Consider the following 21,195-nt stretch of genomic DNA (forward strand, 5'->3'; position numbering starts at 1 on the left):
CGACGGTGAGGGGCGTCACGCCTTATCTGTATTTCCTGCCTCGACCACTTCCAACTCGAACACATGGTTGTCGTAGTCGCTGAAGTACAGCGCCGTATCGCCGCGTGCCATCTGATAATCCAGCGCAAGCGCATCCATCCGCGCGGCACAGGCCAGCTGCTCGGCCTTGCTGACCTGAAAGGCGATATGGTCGCCGTTGCGTGAGGCCGGACCGGTGCCGCGGATCAGCGCGAACTCCAGGCCCGCAAGTTCGACGATGGTCTCCAGATGGGCATCGCCATCCTCCTCCTCGCGCACGATGCGTGCGTCCTCGAACACGCCGGTGAGCAGGTGCGCGGTTCGCGTGGGGTTGGCGACGATCAGGGCGATATGGCTGAGCGACTTGGGCATGGCAGGGTGCTGTCCGGTCCGTGCAGGAATCTGCGAGTGTAGGACGACTTGTGACCGCTCGAAGACAGCCGGCGGCGCGACAAACCTGCACTGTGTCACGCCACCCCGGGCGGCGGGCCACGCTAAACTGGGCAGATGGCTCCTTCCTCACGCAAGCGCCAGCGGCGCACCCTGCCTCCTTCGACCACGGCACGCCCGCGTCCGGGCGCTGCGCCAAGGTCGACCACCGTGCAACCGGCCGACAGTTCCACCCGCGCCACGCGCGTGCTGGACTGGCTACTGCAGAGGTTGCCCGCGCCCCATCGCGCCAAGGCTCGCGATTACCTGGTGCTCACGCGCATGGATCGCCCCATCGGCGCGCTGTTGCTGCTGTGGCCCACGTGGTGGGCGCTTTGGCTTGCGGCATCGGATTTCCCGCCGCTGAAGCTGCTGGTGATCTTCACGCTGGGCGTGTTCTCCATGCGTGCCGCCGGCTGCGCGATCAACGACTTCGCCGATCGCAAGCTGGACCCGCAGGTGGCACGCACGGCCGGTCGCCCCATCGCCGCGGGACGCGTGACGCCGCGCGAGGCGCTGATCCTGTTCGTCAGCCTGCTGGCGTTCTCTTTTGTGCTGGTGCTGTTCACCAATGCGTTGACCATCAAGCTCTCCTTCGCTGGTGCGGCGCTGGCGGCCATTTATCCGTTCACAAAGCGCTTTACGCACATGCCGCAGGTAGTGCTGGGCGCGGCGTTCGGCTGGTCGATTCCCATGGCGTTCGCCGCGGTGTCCAACACGGTGCCGGCGGTGGGCTGGCTGCTGTTCATCGCCAATATCCTCTGGTCGGTGATCTACGACACCGAGTACGCCATGGTGGATCGCGACGACGACCTCAAGGCCGGCGCCAAGTCCACGGCCATTTTGTTTGGCGATGCGGACCTGCCCATCCTGGGCATCCTGATGGCCACCTTCCTGCTGGCCATGCTGTTCGTCGGCCAGCGTGCCACGTTGGGCTGGCCGTACTGGCTGAGCTTGCTGGCTGCGGCGGCACTGTTCGGCTGGCAGCTTTGGCGCATCCGTGAGCGGGCGCGCGACGCCTGCCTGTGGGCCTTCCGCAACAACAACTGGCTGGGCATGGCCTTGTGGATCGGCATCGTGCTGGCCCTGGCAGTGCGCTAGGGCCTCACGGCCGGGCGACAGGGCCCGACGCACAATGTTGGTCTGCCGTGTCGATTTCGAGCGGCCCCGTTCGACGCATGGTTAGAGCTACCTCAATGGGGCTCGTATCCCATATCGAAAGGAGTGACGACAATGCGATTCATGGCCATGGTGCGCGCCACACGCACCTTTGAAGCGGGCGAGATGCCGAGCGAAAAGTTGCTGACCGAGATGGGTCGTTTCAACGAGGAGCTGGTGAAAGCCGGTGTGCTGCTCGCCGGCGAAGGCCTGCACCCCAGCTCGCGCGGCGCGCGGATCCGCTATGACGGCGACAAGCGCACGGTGATCGACGGCCCGTTTACCGAGACCAAGGAACTGATCGCCGGCTTCTGGCTGTTGCAGTGCGCCTCGCTGGAAGAAGCGGTCGAGTGGCTCAAGCGCGCGCCCAGCCCATTTGAGGACGGTGCGTCGGAAGTGGAAATTCGCCGCGTGTTCGAAGCGGAGGATTTCGGCGCGGAGTTCACTCCCGAATTGCGTGAGCAGGAAGAGCAGTTGCGCGCCCGCATCGGCGACCATCGCTGAAGCTATCAGGAGACGACGACATGCTTATCGAGCCCTATCTCTTCTTCGATGGCCGTTGCGAGGAAGCCCTTGCGTTCTACGGCAAAGCCGTGGGCGCGCAGGTGCAGACGCTGATCCGGCTCAAGGAGAATCCCGAGCAGTCGGGCGATCAGGCCGCTGGTCCGCGCCCGCCGGACGGCGAGAAGATCATGCATGCGTCCATGAGGATCGGAGAATCCCTCGTCAATGCCTCCGATGGTGAATGCGGCGGAAAGCCGGATTTCCGCGGCTTCTCGCTCACGCTCACCGTGAAGGACGATGCCGAGGCCAAGCGCTTTTTCGATGCGCTGCTGGAAGGCGGCGGCGACGTTGCCATGCCGCTCTCGAAGACCTTTTTCTCCTCGAGCTTTGGCATGTTGCTGGATCGCTTTGGCGTGCACTGGATGGTGATGGCGCCACCCTGAGCGAGGCCTCACCACAGCCGGCAAGCGCGGAAACTTGCGCTGCAGGGGACAGGGTGCTGTGATCGGTCGCTATGACCGCAACCGACATTCACCGCACCATCGATGCCGTCTGGCGCATGGAATCGCCACGACTGATCGCCGGCCTGGCCCGCATCGTGCGCGACGTGGGCGTGGCTGAGGAATTTGCACAGGACGCGCTGGTGGCCGCACTGGAACAGTGGCCGTCCATCGGCGTACCGCACAATCCCGGTGCCTGGCTGATGACCACGGCCAAGCACCGGGCGATCGACCAGTTGCGCCGTCATGCCTTGCACCGGCGCAAGGAGGGCGAGCTGACCCGCGAGATCGAGGCTCAGCTCGAACAAACCGTGGGGGACCCGGATGCCATGCTCGACGATGCCATCGGCGACGACCTGCTGAGCCTGGTGTTCACGGCTTGCCATCCGGTGTTGTCCACCGAGGCGCGCGTGGCGCTGACCTTGCGCATGCTCGGCGGCCTGACCACGCCGGAGATCGCTCGCGCATTCATGGTGCCGGAGCCGACCGTGGCGCAACGCATCGTGCGCGCCAAGCGCACGCTCAGCGAAGCGAATGTCCCGTTCGAGGTACCGCGCGGCGAAGCGTTGTCGGAACGGCTGGCCTCCGTGCTCGAAGTGGTCTACCTGATCTTCAACGAGGGCTACACCGCCACGGCGGGCGATGCCTGGATGCGCCCCGACCTGTGCGAGGAAGCGTTGCGCCTGGGCCGCGTGCTCGCCGGGCTCGCGCCAGCTGAACCCGAAGTGCACGGTTTGGTGGCCCTGATGGAGATTCAGGCATCGCGCACGGCGGCACGCACGGGTCCACACGGCGAACCGATCCTGCTCAACGAGCAGAACCGCGGACGCTGGGACCAGTTGCTGATCCATCGCGGATTCACCGCGCTGCAACGCGCCGAGGCATTGGGCGGTGCCAACGGGCCTTACGCATTGCAGGCTGCCATTGCCGCTTGCCATGCACGCGCACGCGCCGCAGCGGAGACCGATTGGTCGCGCATTGCCGCGCTGTACGACACGCTGGCGCAGCGCTTGCCTTCACCCGTGGTGGCGCTCAATCGCGCCGTCGCGCACGCGATGGCGTTTGGACCGGAAGCGGGGCTTGCACTGGTCGATGCGCTACGTGACGAACCGTTGCTGCGCCAATATCACCTGCTGCCCAGTGCGCGTGGCGACCTGCTCGGCAAACTCGGCAGGCATGACGAAGCACGCGCGGAATTCGAACGCGCTGCCTCGCTTACGCGCAACACCCGCGAACGCGACCTGCTGTTGCGGCGCGCCGCGGCAAGCGCGCAGGGTGCCGGCGGCAAGTAGGCCGTGGGTCAGCCCTGGACAAGCCGACTCGCCCGATACGCTTTAAGATCAGGAACGGCGCCGTACATGTGTTCCACGAAGGCGTTGCGCTCGTGCCACATCACTTCCATGTCCCACAGGCAGAACGAGTAGCGCTCCGAGTCTTCGACCCAGCCGGCTGATGTTTCCACCGCAACGGCAACCAGCATCTCGTTGTCATTGCCCCACCATGCCAGGGTGAGATAGCGCGCACTGCCGCCGTCATGACAGATGGCGAAGGATGGCGTGTTTCGCCATGCGAGCGGCCTGGCTTCCTTCATTTCCTGCAACCGGGGCCGGTAGGCCAGGAAATCGACCGGCAGGTCATGCGCGGAGATCGTGTACACCTTGAGGCCGTCGGAGTCGGTATCGGCAGGCATGGCTTCGATGCGTCTTTCTGAAAACATGGCGTATCGTCCTTTTCCGTCATTCGGCGAAAGCGATGCTGGGGGACGGAGCATTGGCTTGTCCATCCTTGTTTGGCCTTCCATACTGCCAACCCGGCAGGTCGCCACCCGGGCCATGCTGCGTCACGATGTTTCCGTACCACTTGACCCCTAAGGAGCAAGGTGTGGACAAATCGTATCAATCCTTTAGCGCTGCATCCGTTATTGCTGCGCCATCATCATTGATGGGCCGTACTGCCATCTATTCACGCGCATCACAGCGCTTGTTTGCCGCCACCATGATCGGGCTTGGCATCCTCGGCCTGATCTACGGCGATGTGGCGCTGGTATGGCAACACTTTCCCATCGAGAACCTGCCGGGACAACGATGGCTTGCCTACGCCTTCGCCCTGATCGAACTGGCGACCGGCGTTGGCCTGCTTGTTCCGAGCCTGGCAAAGCCTTCTTCTGCAGTCCTCGCGGGCTTTCTGCTGCTCTGGGTCGTCTTGCTGAAGCTTCCCGCGGTGATCGTCGTGCCGCAGATGGAGGCAACTTGGCTGGGCTTTGGCGAGATCGCCGTGATTCTTGCCGGCGCGTGGGTGTTGTTTGCGTGGTACGCGGGTGATCGTCGCACTGGCATCTTGCGATTTGTCACGGGCGGCCGGGGCATCCGCGGTGCACGGCTGCTGTTTGCCGTGTCGCTGCCGATGATCGGGTTGTCGCATTTCTTCTATAGCGAACAGACCGTGGCCTTCGTACCTGCATGGCTGCCTTATCGACTGGGCTGGGCTTATCTCACGGGCGCGGGCAGCATCGCTGCGTGCCTCGGCGTGCTGTTTGGCGTGCTGCCACGCATCGCCGCTTCGCTGGAAGCGGCGATGCTGTGGATCATCACGTTATTGGTGTGGGCGCCCGCCATCGTGGCGACGCCCACCGACCGCACCGCATGGACGGCCTTCGTCATCTCCGCCGCCATCGCCTGTGGCGCCTGGGTGGTGGCTGATTCCTATCGCGCGAAGCCTCATGCGGGCTGGGTGGCCTCATAGGCGCTGACGGCGTCCATGACCCGTGCCGAGTAGACAAGGGCGGCGCCAGCGTTCATGGCGACCGCCACGCCGAGCGCTTCAGCGATCTCCTCGTGGCTGGCCCCATGCTTGAGCGCCTCGGCGGTATGCACAGTGATGCAGCCGTCGCAGCGGGTGGTGACAGCTACCGCCAGGGAGATCAGTTCGCGCGTCTTCGCATCGAGACGGCCGTTCTTCGCGTTCGCGTTGGTCAGCTTCTGGTAGCCGCCCACGGTATCCGGGCTCAGCTTGCTGATTTCGCCGATACGGCCAAGTAGCTCATTGCGATAGTCGGGCCAGTTCAACATGGGGTGTCTCCTCGTGTGGTGGTTTGCCCATTTCGGGAGGGCGTCAGAGGGCGGTGAGGGGACATGCTGCACCGCCATTCGTATTTCTATGGTGATGCGGGAGCGCGTGGACAGCCTGGCTAGGTGCGCGCGACCGGCGCACGGGCGAGCGCCCATACGTCGATGCGCTTCACGCCGGCCCGCCTGAGCACGCGCGCGCATTCCGCCAGCGTGGCGCCCGTGGTCATCACGTCATCGAGCAGGGCGACATGGGTTGGCCATGCGACATCGGCCTTCACCCTGAAGGCACCGCGCACATTGCGCCGCCGGGCGATGGCGCCCAGTTCGGTCTGCGCCGTCGTACCGCGTTCGCGCAGCAGCAGGCCATGGCGCAAGGGCAACTGCAACGAGCGCGCGAGCGGGCGCGCCAGTTCCAACGCCTGGTTGTAGCCACGCTGGCGCAGGCGCGAACGGTGCAGCGGCACCGGCACGATCAGTTCGGGACGCTCCACGGCCGGCATATCGCGCAACCATAACGTCGACAGCACGCGGCCAGCGGCCAGGTCGGCGCCAAACTTGAAACCTGATTCCAGCCGATCCAGTGGCCACGCATATCGGAACGGCACCCACGCCGCATCCCACGGCGGCGGTCGCCGCTGGCATTGGCCACATAGCGCCGCCGGCGTTGCCAGTGGCAGGGCACAACGCGCGCAACAGCTCAGGTTGCGCGGCAATTCGGCGACGCAGTCGCGGCAGAGGTCGATGCCGTCTGCGCCTGATGCGTCACATAAGAGGCAGCGCAAGGGCAGAACGAAGCGCTGCAGTGTGTGTGCAGTGTGTGCGGCCCATCGCCATCGGTTGAGCGCCTCCATGCGCACCCTCTCCTTGCTAAGTGCGCTGCTTGTACAGCGCCGCGTCCAGTCCGGACCACAGGTGGATGATCCAGCCCATTTTGATGATCCACAGCACCGAGGCCAGCGCGATCATGACCAAGGCAATCCACGGCCGCCGCTGCAGCAGCTGCCCCAGACCCGGCACGAGAAAGCTGCAGATAGATGCGGGCGTCGAGCCAATGCTGCCCTGTCCTGCACTCATGCCAACGACTCCTGCGCGGTGAATGAGCCCGATGGTAGCGGCAGCCATACGTTTGCGCATCGTCAACCAGATGGACTCTCATCAGGTTGACAGCGGAATAGGCCCTGCCACACTGTCGCGCTACCCCAAACCCCCGAGCTGTCGCCATGGCCCATTCCATCCGCCACGACTGGACACGCGCCGAAGTCGCCGCCCTGTTCGCCCTGCCGTTCAACGAGCTGCTGCATCGCGCGCACTCGGTGCATCGCGAATATCACGACCCGAACGCGGTGCAGGTATCCACCCTGCTGTCGATCAAGACCGGTGGTTGTCCTGAGGATTGCGCCTATTGCCCGCAAGCCGCGCGTTACGACACCGGCGTGCAGGCACAGAAGCTGATGAGCGTGGACGCCGTGGTGGCGCGCGCTCAGGCCGCCAAGAACGCCGGCGCCAGCCGCTTCTGCATGGGCGCCGCCTGGCGCAGCCCGAAGGACCGCGACGTGGCCAAGGTGGCCGAGATCGTGAGCGCGGTGAAAGGCCTGGGCCTGGAAACCTGTGCCACGCTGGGCATGCTCAGCGGCGATCAGGCCGCGACGCTCAAGCGCGCGGGCCTGGACTACTACAACCACAATCTGGACACCGCGCCGGAGTTCTACGGCGAGATCATCCACACGCGCCAGTACCAGGACCGCCTGGACACGCTGGAGCATGTGCGCGAGGCGGGTATGAAGACCTGCTGCGGCGGCATCGTCGGCATGGGCGAAACGCGCGACCAGCGCGCCGGTCTGCTGCAAACGCTGGCCACCCTCCCCGAGCACCCCGAGTCGGTACCGATCAACCAGCTGGTGCAGGTGGAAGGCACGCCGCTCAATGGCACGCAGGCGCTGGACCCGTTCGAATTCGTACGCACGATTGCCGTAGCGCGCCTCCTGATGCCCGCCTCGATGGTGCGCCTTTCGGCAGGCCGCCAGCAGATGGACGACGCGGTGCAGGCGCTGTGCTTCTTCGCCGGCGCCAACTCGATCTTCTACGGCGAAAAGCTGCTGACCACCGGCAACCCGGACGTGCAACACGACCGCCAGCTGTTCGCGCGGCTCGACCTGCATCCGATGGAAGTGGTGGAAGAAGCCGACACCGTGCACGCCGATATTCTCGAAGCCGAGACGGCTGGCTGCGGTAACGGCTGCGGTTGCAGCGCCGCCGCCTGAGCGGTGTCATGACGCGCCCTTCGCTCACCGAGCGGCTGGCCCGGCATAGCGCTGAACGCGCACGTGCCGGCCTGCTGCGGCGACTTCATGTCGTGGAGCGCGCCGACGGGGTATGGGTGCAACGCGACGGGCGCCGCCTGCTCGCGTTCTGCAGCAACGACTATCTCGGCCTGGCGCAACATCCCCAACTCGTCGCCGCACTCAAGCGTGCCGCCGATGACAGCGGCGTGGGCAGCGGTTCGGCACATTTGATCTGTGGCCATCGCGCCGAACACGCCGCGCTGGAAGAAGCGTTGGCCGCATGGACCGGACGCGAGCGCGCGCTGCTGTTCTCCACCGGCTACATGGCCAACCTCGGCGTGACGCAGGCACTGTTGCAACGCGATGATCTGTGCGTGCAGGACAAGCTCAATCACGCTTGCCTGCTCGACGGCGCGCAACTGGCCGGCGCCGAGCTCAAGCGCTATCCGCACGCTGATGTGGACGCTGCCGCACGCCAGCTCGCCAGCCACAAGGATGCTGCCGCTCTGCTCGCCACCGATGGCGTATTCAGCATGGACGGCGATATCGCACCGCTGCCGGCGCTCGCCTCGCTGTGCCAGCGTGAAGGCGCCACCCTAATGGTCGACGATGCGCACGGTCTGGGTGTGCTCGGTGCGCGTGGCGAAGGCAGCGTGGCCGATCTGGGCCAGAACGACGTGCCCGTGTTGATGGCCACGCTAGGCAAGGCCCTGGGCTGCAGCGGTGCCTTCATAGCCGGTTCGGCGGACCTGATCGACGGCCTGGTGCAGTCCGCGCGCACCTATATCTATACGACCGCCATGCCACCCGCGCTGGCCGCCGCGACGCTGGCTGCCGTGCAATTGGCGCAAACCGAAGGCTGGCGTCGCGACAAGCTCCACGCGCTGATCGCCCGCTTCCGCCACGGCGCCGCCCAGCTCGGGCTGCCGCTGATGGCTTCGCCCACGGCTATCCAGCCCCTGCTGCTGGGCGATGCCCAGGCCTCGCTGGATGCCGCCGAAACCCTGGAAAACCAAGGCTTCCTGGTCACCGCGATCCGCCCGCCCACAGTGCCGCAGGGCAAGGCACGCCTGCGTATCACGCTGTCGGCGATGCATGAGGAAGGCGATGTTGACCGGCTGCTGGAAGCCCTCTCCCGCCTGCCTGCCGGGCCCCCGGCGGGGCGCCCCGTATAATGGCGGCCTCGCCGTACCCCTCCTTCCCATGGTTATCATCAATCTTTCCGCCTATCGCTTCGTCGGCCTGGACGACCTCCCAGCGCTGCGTGAGCGCGTGCTTGAACGCTGCCTCGCACTCGATCTGAAGGGCACCATCCTGCTCGCGCCCGAAGGTATCAACCTGTTCCTGGCCGGCCCGCGCGCGCCCATCGAGAGCTTCATGGACTGGCTGCGCAGCGACCCGCGCTTTGCCGGGCTGGAACCGAAGGAATCGGTATCCGACGAGGTGCCGTTCGGCCGCATGCGTGTGCGCCTGAAGAAAGAGATCATCACCATGCGCATGCCAGCGATTCGCCCGGAAGGCTCGCGCGCTCCGGCTGTGACACCGCATACGCTGCAGCTCTGGCTTGCACGCGGTCACGACGATGACGGTCGCGAAGTGGTGCTGCTGGATACGCGCAACGACTACGAGACCGCCGTGGGCCTGTTCCACAACGCTGTGGACTATCGCTTGAGCAGCTTCACTGAGTTTCCCGATGCCATCGCCGCCGACCGCGCGCGCTTCGAGAACAAGACCGTGGTGTCGTATTGCACCGGTGGCATCCGCTGCGAGAAGGCGGTGTTGCATATGCAGGATATCGGCATGGCCAACGTCTTCCAGCTGGAAGGCGGCATCCTGAAGTATTTCGAGGAAACAGACGGCACACATTGGCGGGGCGACTGCTTCGTGTTTGATGAGCGCGGTTCCGTCGACAAGAGCCTCGCGCCGTCGCCCTTACTCCCTCTCCCCTCCGGGGAGAGGGCTGGGGAGAGGGGCCAACCTGGCGACACGCTCGCACTTGGCGACGCTTCCGCGAGCACCCACCCTTCACCACCTTTAGGTGGCTCACCCCAACCCTCTCCCCGCAGGGGAGAGGGAGTCAACAGCCCATGACGCTCCACATCGAAACCCACGGCCACGGCTCCATCCCCGTCGTCGTGCTGCACGGCTGGGCCATGCACGGCGGCATGATGGCGCCGCTGTTCGAGGCCCTGGCCGATCGTTGCACCATGCACGTGGTGGATCTTCCCGGCCACGGCTATTCGCGCGACAGCACGTTGCCGCTGGAGCCTTCGGCCTGCGCCGCGGCCATCGCCCAACGCACGCCGCCCGCGCTGTGGATCGGCTGGTCATTGGGCGGACTGATCGCGCTCACCGGCGCACTGGAACACCCGCAGCATGCGCGCGGATTGGCAGTGATCTCAGGCACGCCAAAGTTCGCGCGCGACGAGAGCTGGCCTTACGGCGCTGACCCCAAGCTGGTGCGCCAACTCGCCACTGACCTCGAAACTGATTATCACGCCACGCTCGAACGCTTCATGGCGCTCGAAGCGATGGGTAGCCCGGACCCGCGCGCCGAACTTCGTCACCTGCGCGAGCTGGTGTTCACCCGCGGCGAGCCGAACCTGCGCGTGCTGCAAGAAGGCATCCGCATTCTCGAGGACACCGATCGTCGCGCGGATCTGCCTGGTCTTTCCGTGCCAAGCACGTGGATCGCTGGTCACCGCGACCGACTGGTGCAGCCGCCAGCCATGGCGTGGTCCGCGGAACAGTGCGGCGGCACCTATCACGAGATCGCGCACGCGGGCCACGCGCCATTCTTCGGCTATGCCAGCGACGTCGCTGCGGTGCTGGCACCCATGCTGGACAAGTTTTGATGAGCGAATCGCATTTCGACCGCCGGCAGGTGCGCCACAACTTCAGTCGCGCCGCCAGCACCTACGAACACCACGACGCCCTGCAACGCGAAGTGCAGTCGCTGCTGCTCGATCGCCTGGGTTTCTATCTGGAAGCACCGGAGCGCGTTGTGGATGTCGGCGCCGGTACAGGTCGCGGCACGGCGCTGCTGCGCAAGCGCTATCCGAAGGCGCAAGTGATCGCCATGGATTTGGCGTTGCCAATGCTGCGCACCGCGAGAAAACACATCAGCTGGCTCAAACCCTTCCAGCGCGTGTGCGCGGAAGCCACTGCACTGCCGTTGCCCGATCACAGCGTGGACGTGCTGCATTCCAACCTGTGCTTCCAGTGGATCGATGATTTACCCGCGTTGTTCGGCGAATGCGTGCGCGTGCTCAAGCCCGGTGGCCTGCTGGTATTCTCCACCTTTGGTCCGGACACGCTGAAGGAACTGCGCGCTGCCTGGGCTGAAGCCGACCAGCAACCCCACGTGAGTCGCTTCCTCGACATGCACGACCTGGGCGATGCGATGATCAACGCGGGTTTGCGCGATCCCGTGCTCGACGTGGATCGCTACACGCTGACCTACAGCGAACCGCGCATGCTGCTGAAGGAACTGCAGGGTCTCGGCGCCACCAACGCCGATCGCGAACGCGAACGTCACCTGCTCGGCAAGCGCCATTATCAGCGCATGCTGGCTGCCTACGAGGCGATGCGTGTGGACGGCCGTATTCCCGCCACCTGGGAAGTCGTTACCGCGCACGCCTGGGGTCCGCCACCGGGCCAGTCGCGTCGCATGGCCGGCGGCGGTGAAATGGCCAGTTTCTCGATCGACAATCTGCGCGGCTCGCGGCGGCGCTGACGTTGCGCGCATGTGCCGCTGGGGCCTCGCTCACGCGACAGGCCCCGGCGCCGATGGTGGTTCAATCGATACGGAAGCGCTCGTCGCACAGGCGGCTGTCGATGTAGTGACCGAGGCCGTCCACCGCTTTCTCGTCGTGATGACGTTCCCTACATGGCGCGGACGCTAGAGTGTCGATGTCGAGGTTCTGGAAGGCCAAGTCGTCGCGGGCAGGCTTCGACGCCGTGGCGGGTGTCTTAAGGAAGGGAAGGTCGAAGATCAGCATGATCGCGTTCCTCGAACGGCGCCCGGACTCCGGGCAGTTCTGAAGGTAGGTCAACTGGAGCCCTGCAAAAAGCGACATTTTTGCAATCCAGTATTGAGGCAACTTCATATGGCTCGACCGCCACTCACTGCACTGCAAGGCTTCGTGCTTGCTGCTCGCACGGGCAATCTCTCAATGGCGGCCCGCTATATGCATCTCACCACCAGCGCGCTTAGCCACCAGATCCGCGGACTTGAAGACCGGTTGGGCCAGCGCGTGTTCGTACGCGGCCCACGCGGTGTCGACCTCACACCCGAAGGCGCGCGGCTGCTGGAACTGGTGGGGCCGCAGTTCGAATCGATCGAGCGCGCGTTGCAGGCATTCAGTGCGCCGCCCGCAGATCAGCTCACCATCAGCGTCATGCCGTCGGTAGCGTCGAGTTGGCTGGTGCCGCGACTTTCCCATTTCGTTGCCGCGCATCCGCATCTGCAGTTGAACCTGCAATCGGGCGTGGAACTGGTGAATTTCGAGCGCGAGCCCGTCGATGCTGCCTTGCGTTTCGGTCCCGGTGAATGGCCTGGTGTAGTCGCCGAGCATCTGTTCGACGATTGGCTCACACCCATCGCAAGTCCGGAACTCATCAAGCGACTCGGCCGACCCACTCTGAAACAATTGTCCGAGTGGCCGCTGCTGCGCGACCCGGAGAATGTGTGGGCCAAGTGGTTCCACACGTATGGCGGCACGCCGCCGACGCGCTATGTGGCGCATTTCGACAATACCGAGACACTGCATCACGCCGCCGTCGAAGGCCTGGGCATTGCGCTCGGCCGCCTCACCATGGCGCGACCATTGGTGGAATCGGGTCAACTGATATTGCTCAGCAGGCGGCGGTTACGCGCCGACTACGCCCACTATCTGGTTTATCCGCCACGCTCAGCGCAGCATCCGGCCCTGCTCGTGTTCCGCGCGTGGCTGTTGGACGAGGCGCGCCGCTATGCGCAAGAGCCGCGACGCATGCCGCAAAACGTCGACCGACGCCGGCATCATTGACCACACTCTGTTTTCATCCGAGCCTGAGCACGCCGCCAAGCGGCTCGCTTTTCGAAACGGGGTTAGCTAGATTGCTCGCGGCTGCCGGGGACTTCTCGCGGCGAAACGGCAAGGGCCTGTGGCTCGCGCCCGAGCGTGATATCGAAACAGGGGAAAAACGTGAAGAAGGTCCGACTCGCCCTTTTGGGCGTGATGCTTGTTGCGTCCGGCTGTTCCACCATGACGCCCGCACGATATTCCGTGTCGGTCGACAATGACATGATCCTCAAGAGTTACCAGGGCAAGACGTTCAGCCTCGCGGCCCTGGAATCTCCGGCAAACTATGATGCCAACTGCCGCCTGATGGGCCCCATCAAGGCATCCGACGGGGTCACAATCCCCGAGTTCGTCCGGAAGGCGTTCAACGACGAATTCAAGCTCGCAGGCGTCTATGGCGACAGCAATGCCGTGCTGACCGGACGTATGGACAAGATCGCGTTTTCGTCCAGCGCCGGATTGACGAGTGGGTGGTGGGATCTTTCCCTGACGCTGAATTCCAACAATGGGCAGTCGCTGGCCGTCGAGAACAAGTACGAGTTCAAGAGCGGCTTCGACGCCATCACTGCGTGCAATCAGACCGCACAGGCGCTTGGACCTGCCGTGCAGGATCTAATCAAGAAAGCGGTATCCGATCCTCGCTTCAAGAAGCTCATGAATTGATCTACTGAATTACGGAGGCCGCAACGGCCTCCGTCAAACTGGGCGCGCTGCTGTTCGCGCGATTCGACCCACGCGCCGAAGCCGATTGATTCGCGCGGCGCCGCGGGTCAAACCTGCTTGTGACGGAAGCAACTCACCACATGGTCGTTGACCATGCCGGTGGCCTGCATGAAGGCATAGCAGATGGTGGTGCCGACGAAGCGGAAGCCGCGTTTCTTCAGTTCCTTGCTCATGCGGTCGGACAGCGGCGTGCTGGCCGGCACATCGCCCTGGCCAGTCCAGCGATTGCGAATGGGTTTGCCCTCGAGGAACGACCAAAGGTAGTCGTCCAGGCTGCCGTGTTCGTCGATCACGCTGAGCGTGGTGATGGCGTTGTCGCGCGTGGCGTAGACCTTGAGCCGGTTGCGCACGATGCCCGGGTCGAGCAACGCCTTTTCCAGTTCGCGATCCTTCATCGACGCGACTTTCGCGATGTCGAAGCCGTGGAACACCCGGCGGTAGTGGTCCCGCTTGAGCAGGATAGTTCGCCACGAGAGGCCGGCCTGCGCGCCTTCCAGGCACAGAAATTCGAATAGCGAGCGATCGTCATGCAGCGGCTCGCCCCATTCCGTGTCGTGGTAGTCATGCATGTCCGCGCTTTCGCCCCAGGGGCAACGCTGGATGGAACGGGCTGCTCGTGTTGCCATGTCGTCGAATCCTTTTCAGTCCGCACTGCATTCGCCGGTTCGCGCGCGAAGGCGGATGGCGGCAGAGGCCAAGGGAACGCGTCCATGGCTCGTTCGGAGCCATGCGCTTCCCCTTGTATGTTTCCGGGAGAGGCACGACGCTATCCCACCCGTGCGCAGCGGACAAGGGCAAGGTCCGCCGCAGGCGCCACTACTCCCCCGACTGGATTCTGATGACTGCATCCCCGCCTTCTCGCGGCGCCATGCTGGCGCTTCTGGCCACCATTGTGATCTGGGCGTACAGCTGGATCGTGATGAAGCAGGTGCTGCAGCATGCGGGGCCGTTCGACTTTGCCGCGATACGCTATGTACTCGGTGCACTGGTGTTGTTCGGCGCGTTGCTTGTCATGCGACAACCACTGCGCCCGCCGCCGTTGCTGCCCACGCTGCTCATTGGCTTGTGCCAGACCGCGGCTTTCCAGGGGCTGGGTCAATGGGCGCTGGTAAACGGTGGCGCCGGACGCATCGCGCTGCTGGCCTACACCATGCCGTTCTGGGCAGTGCTGCTGGCATGGCTGATCCTGCACGAACGACTTACTCCGCAACGCTGGCTGGGTCTGGGCCTCGCCGCCATCGGCCTGGTTTGCATCATCGAGCCGTGGCATGGGCTGGGCAACACCACCAGCACGCTGCTAGCGATCGGCGCCGGCGCGGCATGGGCCATGGGCACCGTGCTCAGCAAGCGGGTCTTTCTGCATCACGCGCCCACGCCGCTGAACCTCACGGCGTGGCAGATGTTGTTTGGTGCCATCGCGTTGGTGGTGGTGGCGTTGTGCGTACCGCAGCGCGCGATCGACTGGAACTGGGGATTCATCGGCGGCCTCGCCTATAGCGTGGTGATGGCGTCAAGCATCGCCTGGGGACTGTGGCTGGTCGTACTGCAACGACTGCCCACGGCGGTGGCGAGCCTCGCCAGCCTGGGCGTGCCGATTGTCAGCGTGCTGCTGGCGTGGGCGATTTTGCACGAACAACCCAGCACGATGGAGGTGGTGGGCATTGCATTCGTACTGCTTGGATTGGTAGCAGTGAGCGGGTTGCGGTTGCGGCGTGGTTGACGTGCTCTGTTCCCTCCCCCCTTGGAGAAGCGGGTAGGGTGAGGGGCCACGCTTGCGATATCGCTGTTGCCTTTTTGCCGTTATGTGGGGGCGCACCCCGTGCGCGACCGGTTCTTGTTTCAGGGTTGAAGTGTTGCCGCCAGCGTGCCGCTTACGCAGCGGGCGTTTCGACTGCCTGCCGGCAGCCGAGTCACTTTTCTTTTGCTGGCCCACGCACGCGCAGGAGCGCGTGCGAACGGCGAAGCCGGCCCGAAGGGCGGAGGGCAGGATGCCCGGAGTCAAAGAAAAGTAACCCAAAGAAAATGGCCTTAAGGGCTCATAGCAATGTGCGGGATACAAGCCTGATGCGAGGCGCAAGCCAGATAAGTGACGTGCTACCTCAAGGACCGTGGCTACACCGCAACGCGTTGACGCACTGAGGACTTAAAGCGAAGCCCGCTGCCCTGCTCCCTCTCCCCTCCGGGGAGAGGGCTGGGGTGAGGGGCCAATCTTGCGAGAGCTTTGCAAGAGCGAGCTTCTTCGCAGCCCTCTCGCTTGCACCCGCCCCCTGACCTCAACCCTCTCCCCCCACAGGGACTACCCTCGGGTCGCCCATAGGGAGAGGAAGTAGAAGAGCTCACCACGGCAACGCGTCGAGATCGACATTGCCACCGCTGAGAATCAGCCCAACGCGCTGGCCCTTGAATCGTTCCGGCCGCTTTAGCACGGCCGCCAGCACGGTAGCGCTTGACGTTTCCACCACGATCTTCAGCTCACTCCACAACAACTTCATGGCGGCGATGACTTCCTCGTCGCTCACCGTCGTCACTTCGACACGATGCATGCGCAAGGCATCGAAGTTCGTCTCGCCGATCAGCGTGCGCAAGCCATCGCAGATGGTGTCAGGCACGAATGGACCCACGCGATGTCCCTGCGCCAGCGAGCGCGCTGCATCGTCGGCACCCATCGGCTCGGCGCCGTGCATGCGCAGCTGCGGCGCCACGCCATGCGCGGCAATGGCAGTGCCGGCGATCAAGCCGCCGCCGCCAATGGGCGTGATGACCGCATCCATGCCTCCGCTCTGCTGCAGCAGTTCAAGCACCGCGGTGCCCTGGCCAGCCATCACGCGCGTATCGGAGAACGGGTGGACCAGCTCCGCACCCGTGTCGCGCTGCACTTCCTCAGCCTTGGCCTCGCGTGCCGCCTGCGTAGGCGCGCAACGATGCAGGATGGCTCCGGCGCGCTCGATCGCTTCCACCTTGGTACGCACGGCGCCCTCGGGCACGATTACATGCGCGGGAATACCGCGCGTGGCCGCCGCCATCGCCAGCGCATTGCCGTGGTTGCCGGAGGAGTGCGTGACGACGCCACGCGCAGCCTGACCATCGTCCATCGACCACACGGCATTGCATGCGCCGCGAAACTTGAACGCGCCGCCACGCTGCAGGTTCTCGCATTTGAAGTACAGGTCCGCACCGGACAGCATGTTCAAGGCGGCACTGCGCAACACCGGCGTCACCACTGCGTACGGCGCAATGCGCGTGGCAGCTTCCTGCACCTGTGCAAAGGTTGGCAACGCGGCGCGATTCACGGACGAACTCATGGGCTTTCGATCTCCACACCACAAAGGAAGCGCCGCTCGGCGCCGGGTTCCAGACGAATAGCTTCGGCACAATCGGGCCGATTGAAGGCGTCGGCCCAGCTTTCCATGGGTTCCAGCGCCACCGAGCGGCGTACATCGCGCGTCACGGTGTCTGCGGTGAAGGCGAGCATCACGCCCGAGGATTGCCACACTGCGATGGACAGCCCGCTGTCGGGTTCGCGCAATCGGGCGCGGGCGCGACCGTCCGTATCGCAACGGAGATCGGCGAACGCATGATTGAGCTCGCGTGTGCCAATGGGCTGCAGCTGGCGAAAGTCGAGTTCCGGCGCATGTTCGAGCGGCACGCGCGCGCCGTCGCCGGGCAGTGGGATGAAATCGGCATCGGTGCGCACCAGGCTGGCCGCGGGAATCTGCAACTCCCAGCTGTCGATGGGCGTTTCCGCCAGGCGGAAATACGGGTGCCAGCCAAAGAAGCACGGCGCGGCATGCCTGCCCACGTTGCGCATCACCGCTTCTAGCGTGAGGCCGCTGGCGTCGAGCGTATAGGTCACCGCGAGGTCGATGGCGAACGGATAACCCGCATGCACACCCGGCCGGATCGCATGGGTACTGAATGTCACCCGCGCTGCCTGCGCATCGGCGGACAGCGCGGTCAACTCGAAATCCACGCCGCGCACGAATCCATGGCGAGCGGCGCGCGAGGCACCTTCCACGCCCGGCTGCAGGTCGTATGGCTCGCCATCGAACAGGTAGCGGGCGTCGTCGATGCGATTGGCGAACGGCACCATGATGGCGAAGCGGGAGCTGGGCCGGGTATCCAGTTCGCCGGCGTCGCGGTAACCATCGGCGATGTCGCGCACGCCGTCTCGGCACGGCAGCTCAAAGCCCAGCAAGGTGGCGCCGCGTCGGGCGATGCGCACGCGCCTGCCGCGCGTGGGGTCGGCCAGTACGACGATGTGCTGGCTGCCCAACTGGCCGCGCTCCGCAAGATACTCCGCCATCGACTTGTCCTGCCCGGAAAGAACCGCATGTTAGCCTGACTGATCCCATCCTCCCCAGCCGTGCCGATGAACACCCGTAGCGACGCTTCTCCCACTCTGATCCGGCTCAACGACTACCGCGCTCCTGCATGGCGTGTCTCGCGGGTAGAGCTTGTGTTCGACCTGGATATCGACGACGCCGAAGTGACTTCGCGCCTGCACCTGCAGCGCGACGCGGCGCAACAGGAACCATTGCGCCTCGATGGCGAAGGCCTGGAATTGCTATCGATCGCGCTGGATGGCCAGCCCCTGCCCGAGCACGCCTGGCGTCATAGCGGCAACGTGCTTGAAGTGGACGGCGCGAACGACGGCAGCGTGCTGGAGACGCGCGTGCGCGTGCGGCCGGCTGCCAACACCGCGCTGGAAGGCCTGTACCTGTCCGGCACGCGCGAAAGCGGCTTCCTGCTCACCCAGTGCGAGGCCGAAGGCTTCCGCCACATCACCTTCTTCCCTGACCGGCCGGATGTGTTGGCCAGCTACACCGTTACCTTGTGCGCCGATCGCGAGCGCTTTCCTGTACTGCTGGCCGGCGGCAATCCCGATGGCCACGGCGAACTGGAAAACGGGCGCCACTGGGCACGTTTTGTCGATCCGCATCCCAAGCCCAGCTACCTGTTCGCGCTGGTTGCCGGTCGCCTGCAGAAGATCGAGCGCGACTACGTCACCGGCAGCGGTCGCGCCGTGAAGCTGGTGATCTGGGCCGAGCCCGACGCCATCGGTCGCTGCGACTACGCGATGGACGCGCTCGAACGCTCGATGCGCTGGGACGAGGAAACCTACGGCCGCGAGTACGACCTCGACGTGTTCCATGTCGTCGCCACGCACGACTTCAACATGGGCGCGATGGAGAACAAGGGCCTCAACATCTTCAACGCGAAGTATCTTCTGGCCGATGCCGATTCCACCACCGACGATGAATACCGCGCGGTGGAAGCGGTAGTAGCGCATGAGTACTTCCACAACTGGAGCGGCAACCGCGTCACCTGCCGCGACTGGTTTCAGCTCTCGCTGAAGGAAGGCCTCACCGTGTTCCGCGAGCAACAATTTTCGGCGGACATGAACTCGCCCGCACTCAAGCGCATCGAAGACGTGGCCCTGCTGCGCCGTGCGCAGTTCCCGGAGGACGCTGGCCCGCTGGCGCATCCCGTGCGCCCCGCGCAGTACAGCGAGATCAACAATTTCTACACGGCCACCGTCTACGAGAAGGGCTCGGAGCTGGTGCGCATGGTGGCGGGGCGACTGGGCGGCGAAGGTTTCCGGCGCGGCATGGATCAGTACTTCGCGAGCCATGACGGCCACGCCGCCACGCTGGAGGATTTTCTCCGCGCACTGGGTGAAGCCAACCGCATCGACCTGATGCCTTATCTCGCCTGGTACGCACAAGCCGGCACGCCGAGGCTGGCCGCGCGCGGCCACTACGATGCGGCACATCGCACCTATACCCTGACGTTGTCGCAGCACACACCAGCCACGCCGGGTCAGCCGCAAAAGCAGCCCTTGCCGATACCGGTGAAGCTGGCCCTGTTCGACCGCACAGGTCGAATGCTTCCGCTGCATCTGGTCGGTGATGACGCGACGTATAGCAGCGCCACCGAGCGCGTGGTGGTGCTGGATCGCGCCGAGCGCGCCTTCGTATTCCAGCAGGTAGGTGCCGCACCGGTGCCCTCACTCCTGCGCGGGTTCTCGGCGCCGGTGATCCTTGAATGTGATTACGCGCCGGCCGATCTCGCCTTGTTGCTGCGCCACGACATCGACGGCTTCAACCGCTGGGAGGCCGGACAACAGCTGGCTGCTCGCGCCTATGACAACCTGCGCGACGGCAACGGTACCGATGCGCTGGACGCTTGGTGTGACGCATTGGAAGCGCTGTTTGCCGAGACTACACTGGATACCGCCCTGCTCGCTGATCTGCTGACGCCGCCCGGCGAGATCGAATTGTCGGAGCGCGAACGGCAGGTCAATCCTTCTCATGTGCATGCACTGCGACATCAGTTGCAGGAGCATTTGGCGCTGCGTATCGGTCGCGAGGCACTGCAGGAGCGCTACGACGCACTCGTGGCGGACACCAGCCTCGATCTTGATGCCGTTAGCCAGGCACGACGCCGGCTCAAGCGGCGGGTACTGGAACTGCTCGCACGCATCGACCCGTGGGCAGCCCATGCGCTCGCCACCTTGCAGTACGACAACGCGCCCAGCATGACCGACCGCCTCGCCGCGCTCGCTGTGCTGGTGCGTGGCAACGCACCTCAGGCGCGCGCCGCACTGCTGCATTTCCGCGAACGTTATGCAGACAATCCGCTGGCCATGGACAAGTGGTTCTCGGTGCAGACGCAGCTACCCGGCGAACTGGTTCTCGACCGCGTACGCGTGCTGGAGAGCGATGCGGCCTTCACCCTGAAAAATCCAAACCGGGTGAATGCGTTGTTCGGTGCCTGGGCGCGCAACAATCCGGATGGATTCCATCGCCCGGATGGTGGCGGCTATCAGTTGCTGACCGAACGACTGAAGCAGCTGGACGCGCTCAATCCCCAGGTGGCAGCCCGGATGGCCACAGCATTCAACGGCTGGCAACGGCTTGAGCCCGGCCGTCGGGCGGTGGCCCGCGGAGCCATCGAATCACTGGCAGCGTATCCCGACTTATCCCGCAATCTCACCGAGATCGTGCGAAGCATGCTGCACGGCTGAGCGGGGCACTGCTTAAGGGACGGAATGAAAAGACGTCCGAGTGCTGCCCGTCGAGGACGGGGCACCCGGGCGTAAGCTCATCATAGGGAGTGAGGCCGCCTGAACTGCCTGGTGTTCCGGCGAGCGAGATCGTTCCATGGCCTCCATGCCTGATTGCACGCGGACGTATGGACGTCCATGTGCCTGTTATCCATTGCGCGCCTGGCGCGCAGAATCTCAAGCCTCGAGGCGCTGCAACTCGTCGCGCAGGCGGCTCATGCGCGAGATCAAGCGCGGGCGCAGGGCCTGCCGCTCGTTCTCGTTGCGTTTGTCCAGATGCTCCATGGCCATTTCGACACGGCCAAGTTCGATCAGCAGGTCGTGGTGCTGATATACCGGTTGGAAATCGAAGCTGAAATCCATGACGTGAATCCCCCAGAA

The 21,195-nt window shown here is 64.6% G+C and carries 24 protein-coding genes; 14 read left to right on the forward strand and 10 right to left on the reverse strand.

Features of this window, described 5'->3' with window-relative positions:
* Positions 1 to 15: 15 nt before the first annotated feature.
* The gene (locus tag AC3CBN_RS03910) at positions 16 to 390 is read right to left on the reverse strand and encodes a VOC family protein (RefSeq protein WP_488635512.1); all 375 of its coding nucleotides are present in this window, start codon (positions 388 to 390) and stop codon (positions 16 to 18) included.
* A gap of 228 nt (positions 391 to 618) precedes the next feature.
* On the opposite strand from AC3CBN_RS03910, the gene ubiA reads away from it, so the two are divergent.
* The 4 genes from ubiA to AC3CBN_RS03930 all read left to right on the forward strand — a co-directional run bounded on the left by ubiA (position 619) and on the right by AC3CBN_RS03930 (position 3,901).
* Positions 619 to 1,548, forward strand: a complete 930-nt coding sequence (ubiA, locus tag AC3CBN_RS03915) for a 4-hydroxybenzoate octaprenyltransferase (protein ID WP_488636664.1) — start codon at positions 619 to 621, stop codon at positions 1,546 to 1,548.
* Positions 1,549 to 1,680: 132 nt separating this feature from the next.
* Positions 1,681 to 2,109 carry a YciI family protein gene (locus tag AC3CBN_RS03920; RefSeq protein WP_488635513.1) on the forward strand — a complete coding sequence of 143 codons (429 nt, stop codon included), beginning with the start codon at positions 1,681 to 1,683 and terminating at the stop codon, positions 2,107 to 2,109.
* 20 nt (positions 2,110 to 2,129) lie between these two features.
* The gene (locus tag AC3CBN_RS03925) at positions 2,130 to 2,552 is read left to right on the forward strand and encodes a VOC family protein (RefSeq protein WP_488635514.1); all 423 of its coding nucleotides are present in this window, start codon (positions 2,130 to 2,132) and stop codon (positions 2,550 to 2,552) included.
* Between the two features lie 71 nt (positions 2,553 to 2,623).
* Positions 2,624 to 3,901 carry an RNA polymerase sigma factor gene (locus tag AC3CBN_RS03930; protein ID WP_488635515.1) on the forward strand — a complete coding sequence of 426 codons (1,278 nt, stop codon included), beginning with the start codon at positions 2,624 to 2,626 and terminating at the stop codon, positions 3,899 to 3,901.
* A gap of 8 nt (positions 3,902 to 3,909) precedes the next feature.
* Here AC3CBN_RS03930 and AC3CBN_RS03935 read toward each other — a convergent pair whose 3' ends face one another.
* Complete coding sequence (locus AC3CBN_RS03935) at positions 3,910 to 4,326, reverse strand: hypothetical protein (protein ID WP_488635516.1); 417 nt, start codon at positions 4,324 to 4,326, stop codon at positions 3,910 to 3,912.
* Between the two features lie 224 nt (positions 4,327 to 4,550).
* Between AC3CBN_RS03935 and AC3CBN_RS03940 the strand changes: the two genes are divergently transcribed.
* A complete protein-coding gene (locus AC3CBN_RS03940) occupies positions 4,551 to 5,351 on the forward strand; it encodes a DoxX family protein (RefSeq protein WP_488635517.1) in 801 nt (266 codons plus the stop codon).
* Here the strand turns inward: AC3CBN_RS03940 and AC3CBN_RS03945 are convergent.
* From AC3CBN_RS03945 to AC3CBN_RS03955, 3 genes are all read right to left on the reverse strand, one after another.
* The gene (locus tag AC3CBN_RS03945; protein ID WP_488635518.1) at positions 5,327 to 5,677 is read right to left on the reverse strand and encodes a carboxymuconolactone decarboxylase family protein; all 351 of its coding nucleotides are present in this window, start codon (positions 5,675 to 5,677) and stop codon (positions 5,327 to 5,329) included. The two genes, AC3CBN_RS03940 and AC3CBN_RS03945, sit on opposite strands and share 25 nt — an antisense overlap.
* Positions 5,678 to 5,796: 119 nt before the next feature.
* Entirely contained in the window at positions 5,797 to 6,528 is a 732-nt protein-coding gene (locus AC3CBN_RS03950) for a ComF family protein (protein ID WP_488635519.1), read from the reverse strand.
* 16 nt (positions 6,529 to 6,544) lie between these two features.
* On the reverse strand, positions 6,545 to 6,751 hold the full coding sequence (locus tag AC3CBN_RS03955) for a hypothetical protein (RefSeq protein ID WP_488635520.1): 207 nt from the start codon (positions 6,749 to 6,751) through the stop codon (positions 6,545 to 6,547).
* A gap of 146 nt (positions 6,752 to 6,897) precedes the next feature.
* On the opposite strand from AC3CBN_RS03955, the gene bioB reads away from it, so the two are divergent.
* From bioB to bioC, 5 genes are read left to right on the forward strand one after another with little or no spacing between them, the layout of a single operon-like run.
* Positions 6,898 to 7,938: a biotin synthase BioB gene (bioB, locus tag AC3CBN_RS03960; protein ID WP_488635521.1), complete on the forward strand. Its 1,041-nt coding sequence runs from the start codon at positions 6,898 to 6,900 to the stop codon at positions 7,936 to 7,938.
* An 8-nt stretch (positions 7,939 to 7,946) separates the two neighbouring features.
* Positions 7,947 to 9,134, forward strand: a complete 1,188-nt coding sequence (gene bioF / locus AC3CBN_RS03965) for an 8-amino-7-oxononanoate synthase (protein WP_488635522.1) — start codon at positions 7,947 to 7,949, stop codon at positions 9,132 to 9,134.
* A 28-nt stretch (positions 9,135 to 9,162) separates the two neighbouring features.
* Positions 9,163 to 10,050 carry a sulfurtransferase gene (locus AC3CBN_RS03970; RefSeq protein ID WP_488635523.1) on the forward strand — a complete coding sequence of 296 codons (888 nt, stop codon included), beginning with the start codon at positions 9,163 to 9,165 and terminating at the stop codon, positions 10,048 to 10,050.
* Positions 10,047 to 10,814 (forward strand): pimeloyl-ACP methyl ester esterase BioH, encoded by a 768-nt coding sequence (bioH, locus tag AC3CBN_RS03975; RefSeq protein ID WP_488635524.1) that lies wholly within the window; start codon positions 10,047 to 10,049, stop codon positions 10,812 to 10,814. The genes AC3CBN_RS03970 and bioH overlap by 4 nt, the downstream gene beginning before the upstream one ends.
* Positions 10,814 to 11,695, forward strand: coding sequence for a malonyl-ACP O-methyltransferase BioC (gene bioC, locus AC3CBN_RS03980; RefSeq protein ID WP_488635525.1), 882 nt, complete (start codon positions 10,814 to 10,816; stop codon positions 11,693 to 11,695). The genes bioH and bioC overlap by 1 nt, the downstream gene beginning before the upstream one ends.
* A 61-nt stretch (positions 11,696 to 11,756) precedes the next feature.
* On the opposite strand, the gene AC3CBN_RS03985 is transcribed toward bioC, so the two are convergent.
* Positions 11,757 to 11,960 carry a hypothetical protein gene (locus tag AC3CBN_RS03985; protein ID WP_488635526.1) on the reverse strand — a complete coding sequence of 68 codons (204 nt, stop codon included), beginning with the start codon at positions 11,958 to 11,960 and terminating at the stop codon, positions 11,757 to 11,759.
* Between the two features lie 108 nt (positions 11,961 to 12,068).
* Here AC3CBN_RS03985 and AC3CBN_RS03990 point away from each other — a divergent pair, with 108 nt between their 5' ends.
* Both AC3CBN_RS03990 and AC3CBN_RS03995 read left to right on the forward strand, forming a co-directional pair.
* Positions 12,069 to 12,989, forward strand: coding sequence for a LysR substrate-binding domain-containing protein (locus AC3CBN_RS03990; protein WP_488635527.1), 921 nt, complete (start codon positions 12,069 to 12,071; stop codon positions 12,987 to 12,989).
* A 159-nt stretch (positions 12,990 to 13,148) separates the two neighbouring features.
* Positions 13,149 to 13,688, forward strand: a complete 540-nt coding sequence (locus tag AC3CBN_RS03995; protein WP_488635528.1) for a hypothetical protein — start codon at positions 13,149 to 13,151, stop codon at positions 13,686 to 13,688.
* 107 nt (positions 13,689 to 13,795) lie between these two features.
* Here the strand turns inward: AC3CBN_RS03995 and AC3CBN_RS04000 are convergent, their stop codons facing one another.
* The gene (locus AC3CBN_RS04000) at positions 13,796 to 14,374 is read right to left on the reverse strand and encodes a DNA-3-methyladenine glycosylase I (RefSeq protein ID WP_488635529.1); all 579 of its coding nucleotides are present in this window, start codon (positions 14,372 to 14,374) and stop codon (positions 13,796 to 13,798) included.
* Positions 14,375 to 14,586: 212 nt separating this feature from the next.
* Here AC3CBN_RS04000 and AC3CBN_RS04005 point away from each other — a divergent pair, with 212 nt between their 5' ends.
* A complete protein-coding gene (locus AC3CBN_RS04005) occupies positions 14,587 to 15,468 on the forward strand; it encodes a DMT family transporter (protein ID WP_488635530.1) in 882 nt (293 codons plus the stop codon).
* A gap of 616 nt (positions 15,469 to 16,084) precedes the next feature.
* Here AC3CBN_RS04005 and AC3CBN_RS04010 read toward each other — a convergent pair.
* Both AC3CBN_RS04010 and AC3CBN_RS04015 read right to left on the reverse strand, forming a co-directional pair.
* Complete coding sequence (locus tag AC3CBN_RS04010) at positions 16,085 to 17,050, reverse strand: pyridoxal-phosphate dependent enzyme (RefSeq protein WP_488635531.1); 966 nt, start codon at positions 17,048 to 17,050, stop codon at positions 16,085 to 16,087.
* A complete protein-coding gene (locus AC3CBN_RS04015) occupies positions 17,047 to 18,051 on the reverse strand; it encodes an aldose epimerase family protein (protein ID WP_488635532.1) in 1,005 nt (334 codons plus the stop codon). Before AC3CBN_RS04015 ends, AC3CBN_RS04010 begins: the two co-directional genes overlap by 4 nt.
* 66 nt (positions 18,052 to 18,117) lie before the next feature.
* Here AC3CBN_RS04015 and pepN point away from each other — a divergent pair, with 66 nt between their 5' ends.
* Positions 18,118 to 20,775: an aminopeptidase N gene (pepN, locus tag AC3CBN_RS04020; RefSeq protein ID WP_488635533.1), complete on the forward strand. Its 2,658-nt coding sequence runs from the start codon at positions 18,118 to 18,120 to the stop codon at positions 20,773 to 20,775.
* Positions 20,776 to 20,991: 216 nt separating this feature from the next.
* Here pepN and AC3CBN_RS04025 read toward each other — a convergent pair whose 3' ends face one another.
* Positions 20,992 to 21,177 carry a hypothetical protein gene (locus AC3CBN_RS04025; RefSeq protein WP_488635534.1) on the reverse strand — a complete coding sequence of 62 codons (186 nt, stop codon included), beginning with the start codon at positions 21,175 to 21,177 and terminating at the stop codon, positions 20,992 to 20,994.
* Positions 21,178 to 21,195: the final 18 nt, after the last annotated feature.

The sequence above is a fragment of the Dyella sp. OK584 genome, assembly GCF_057787755.1.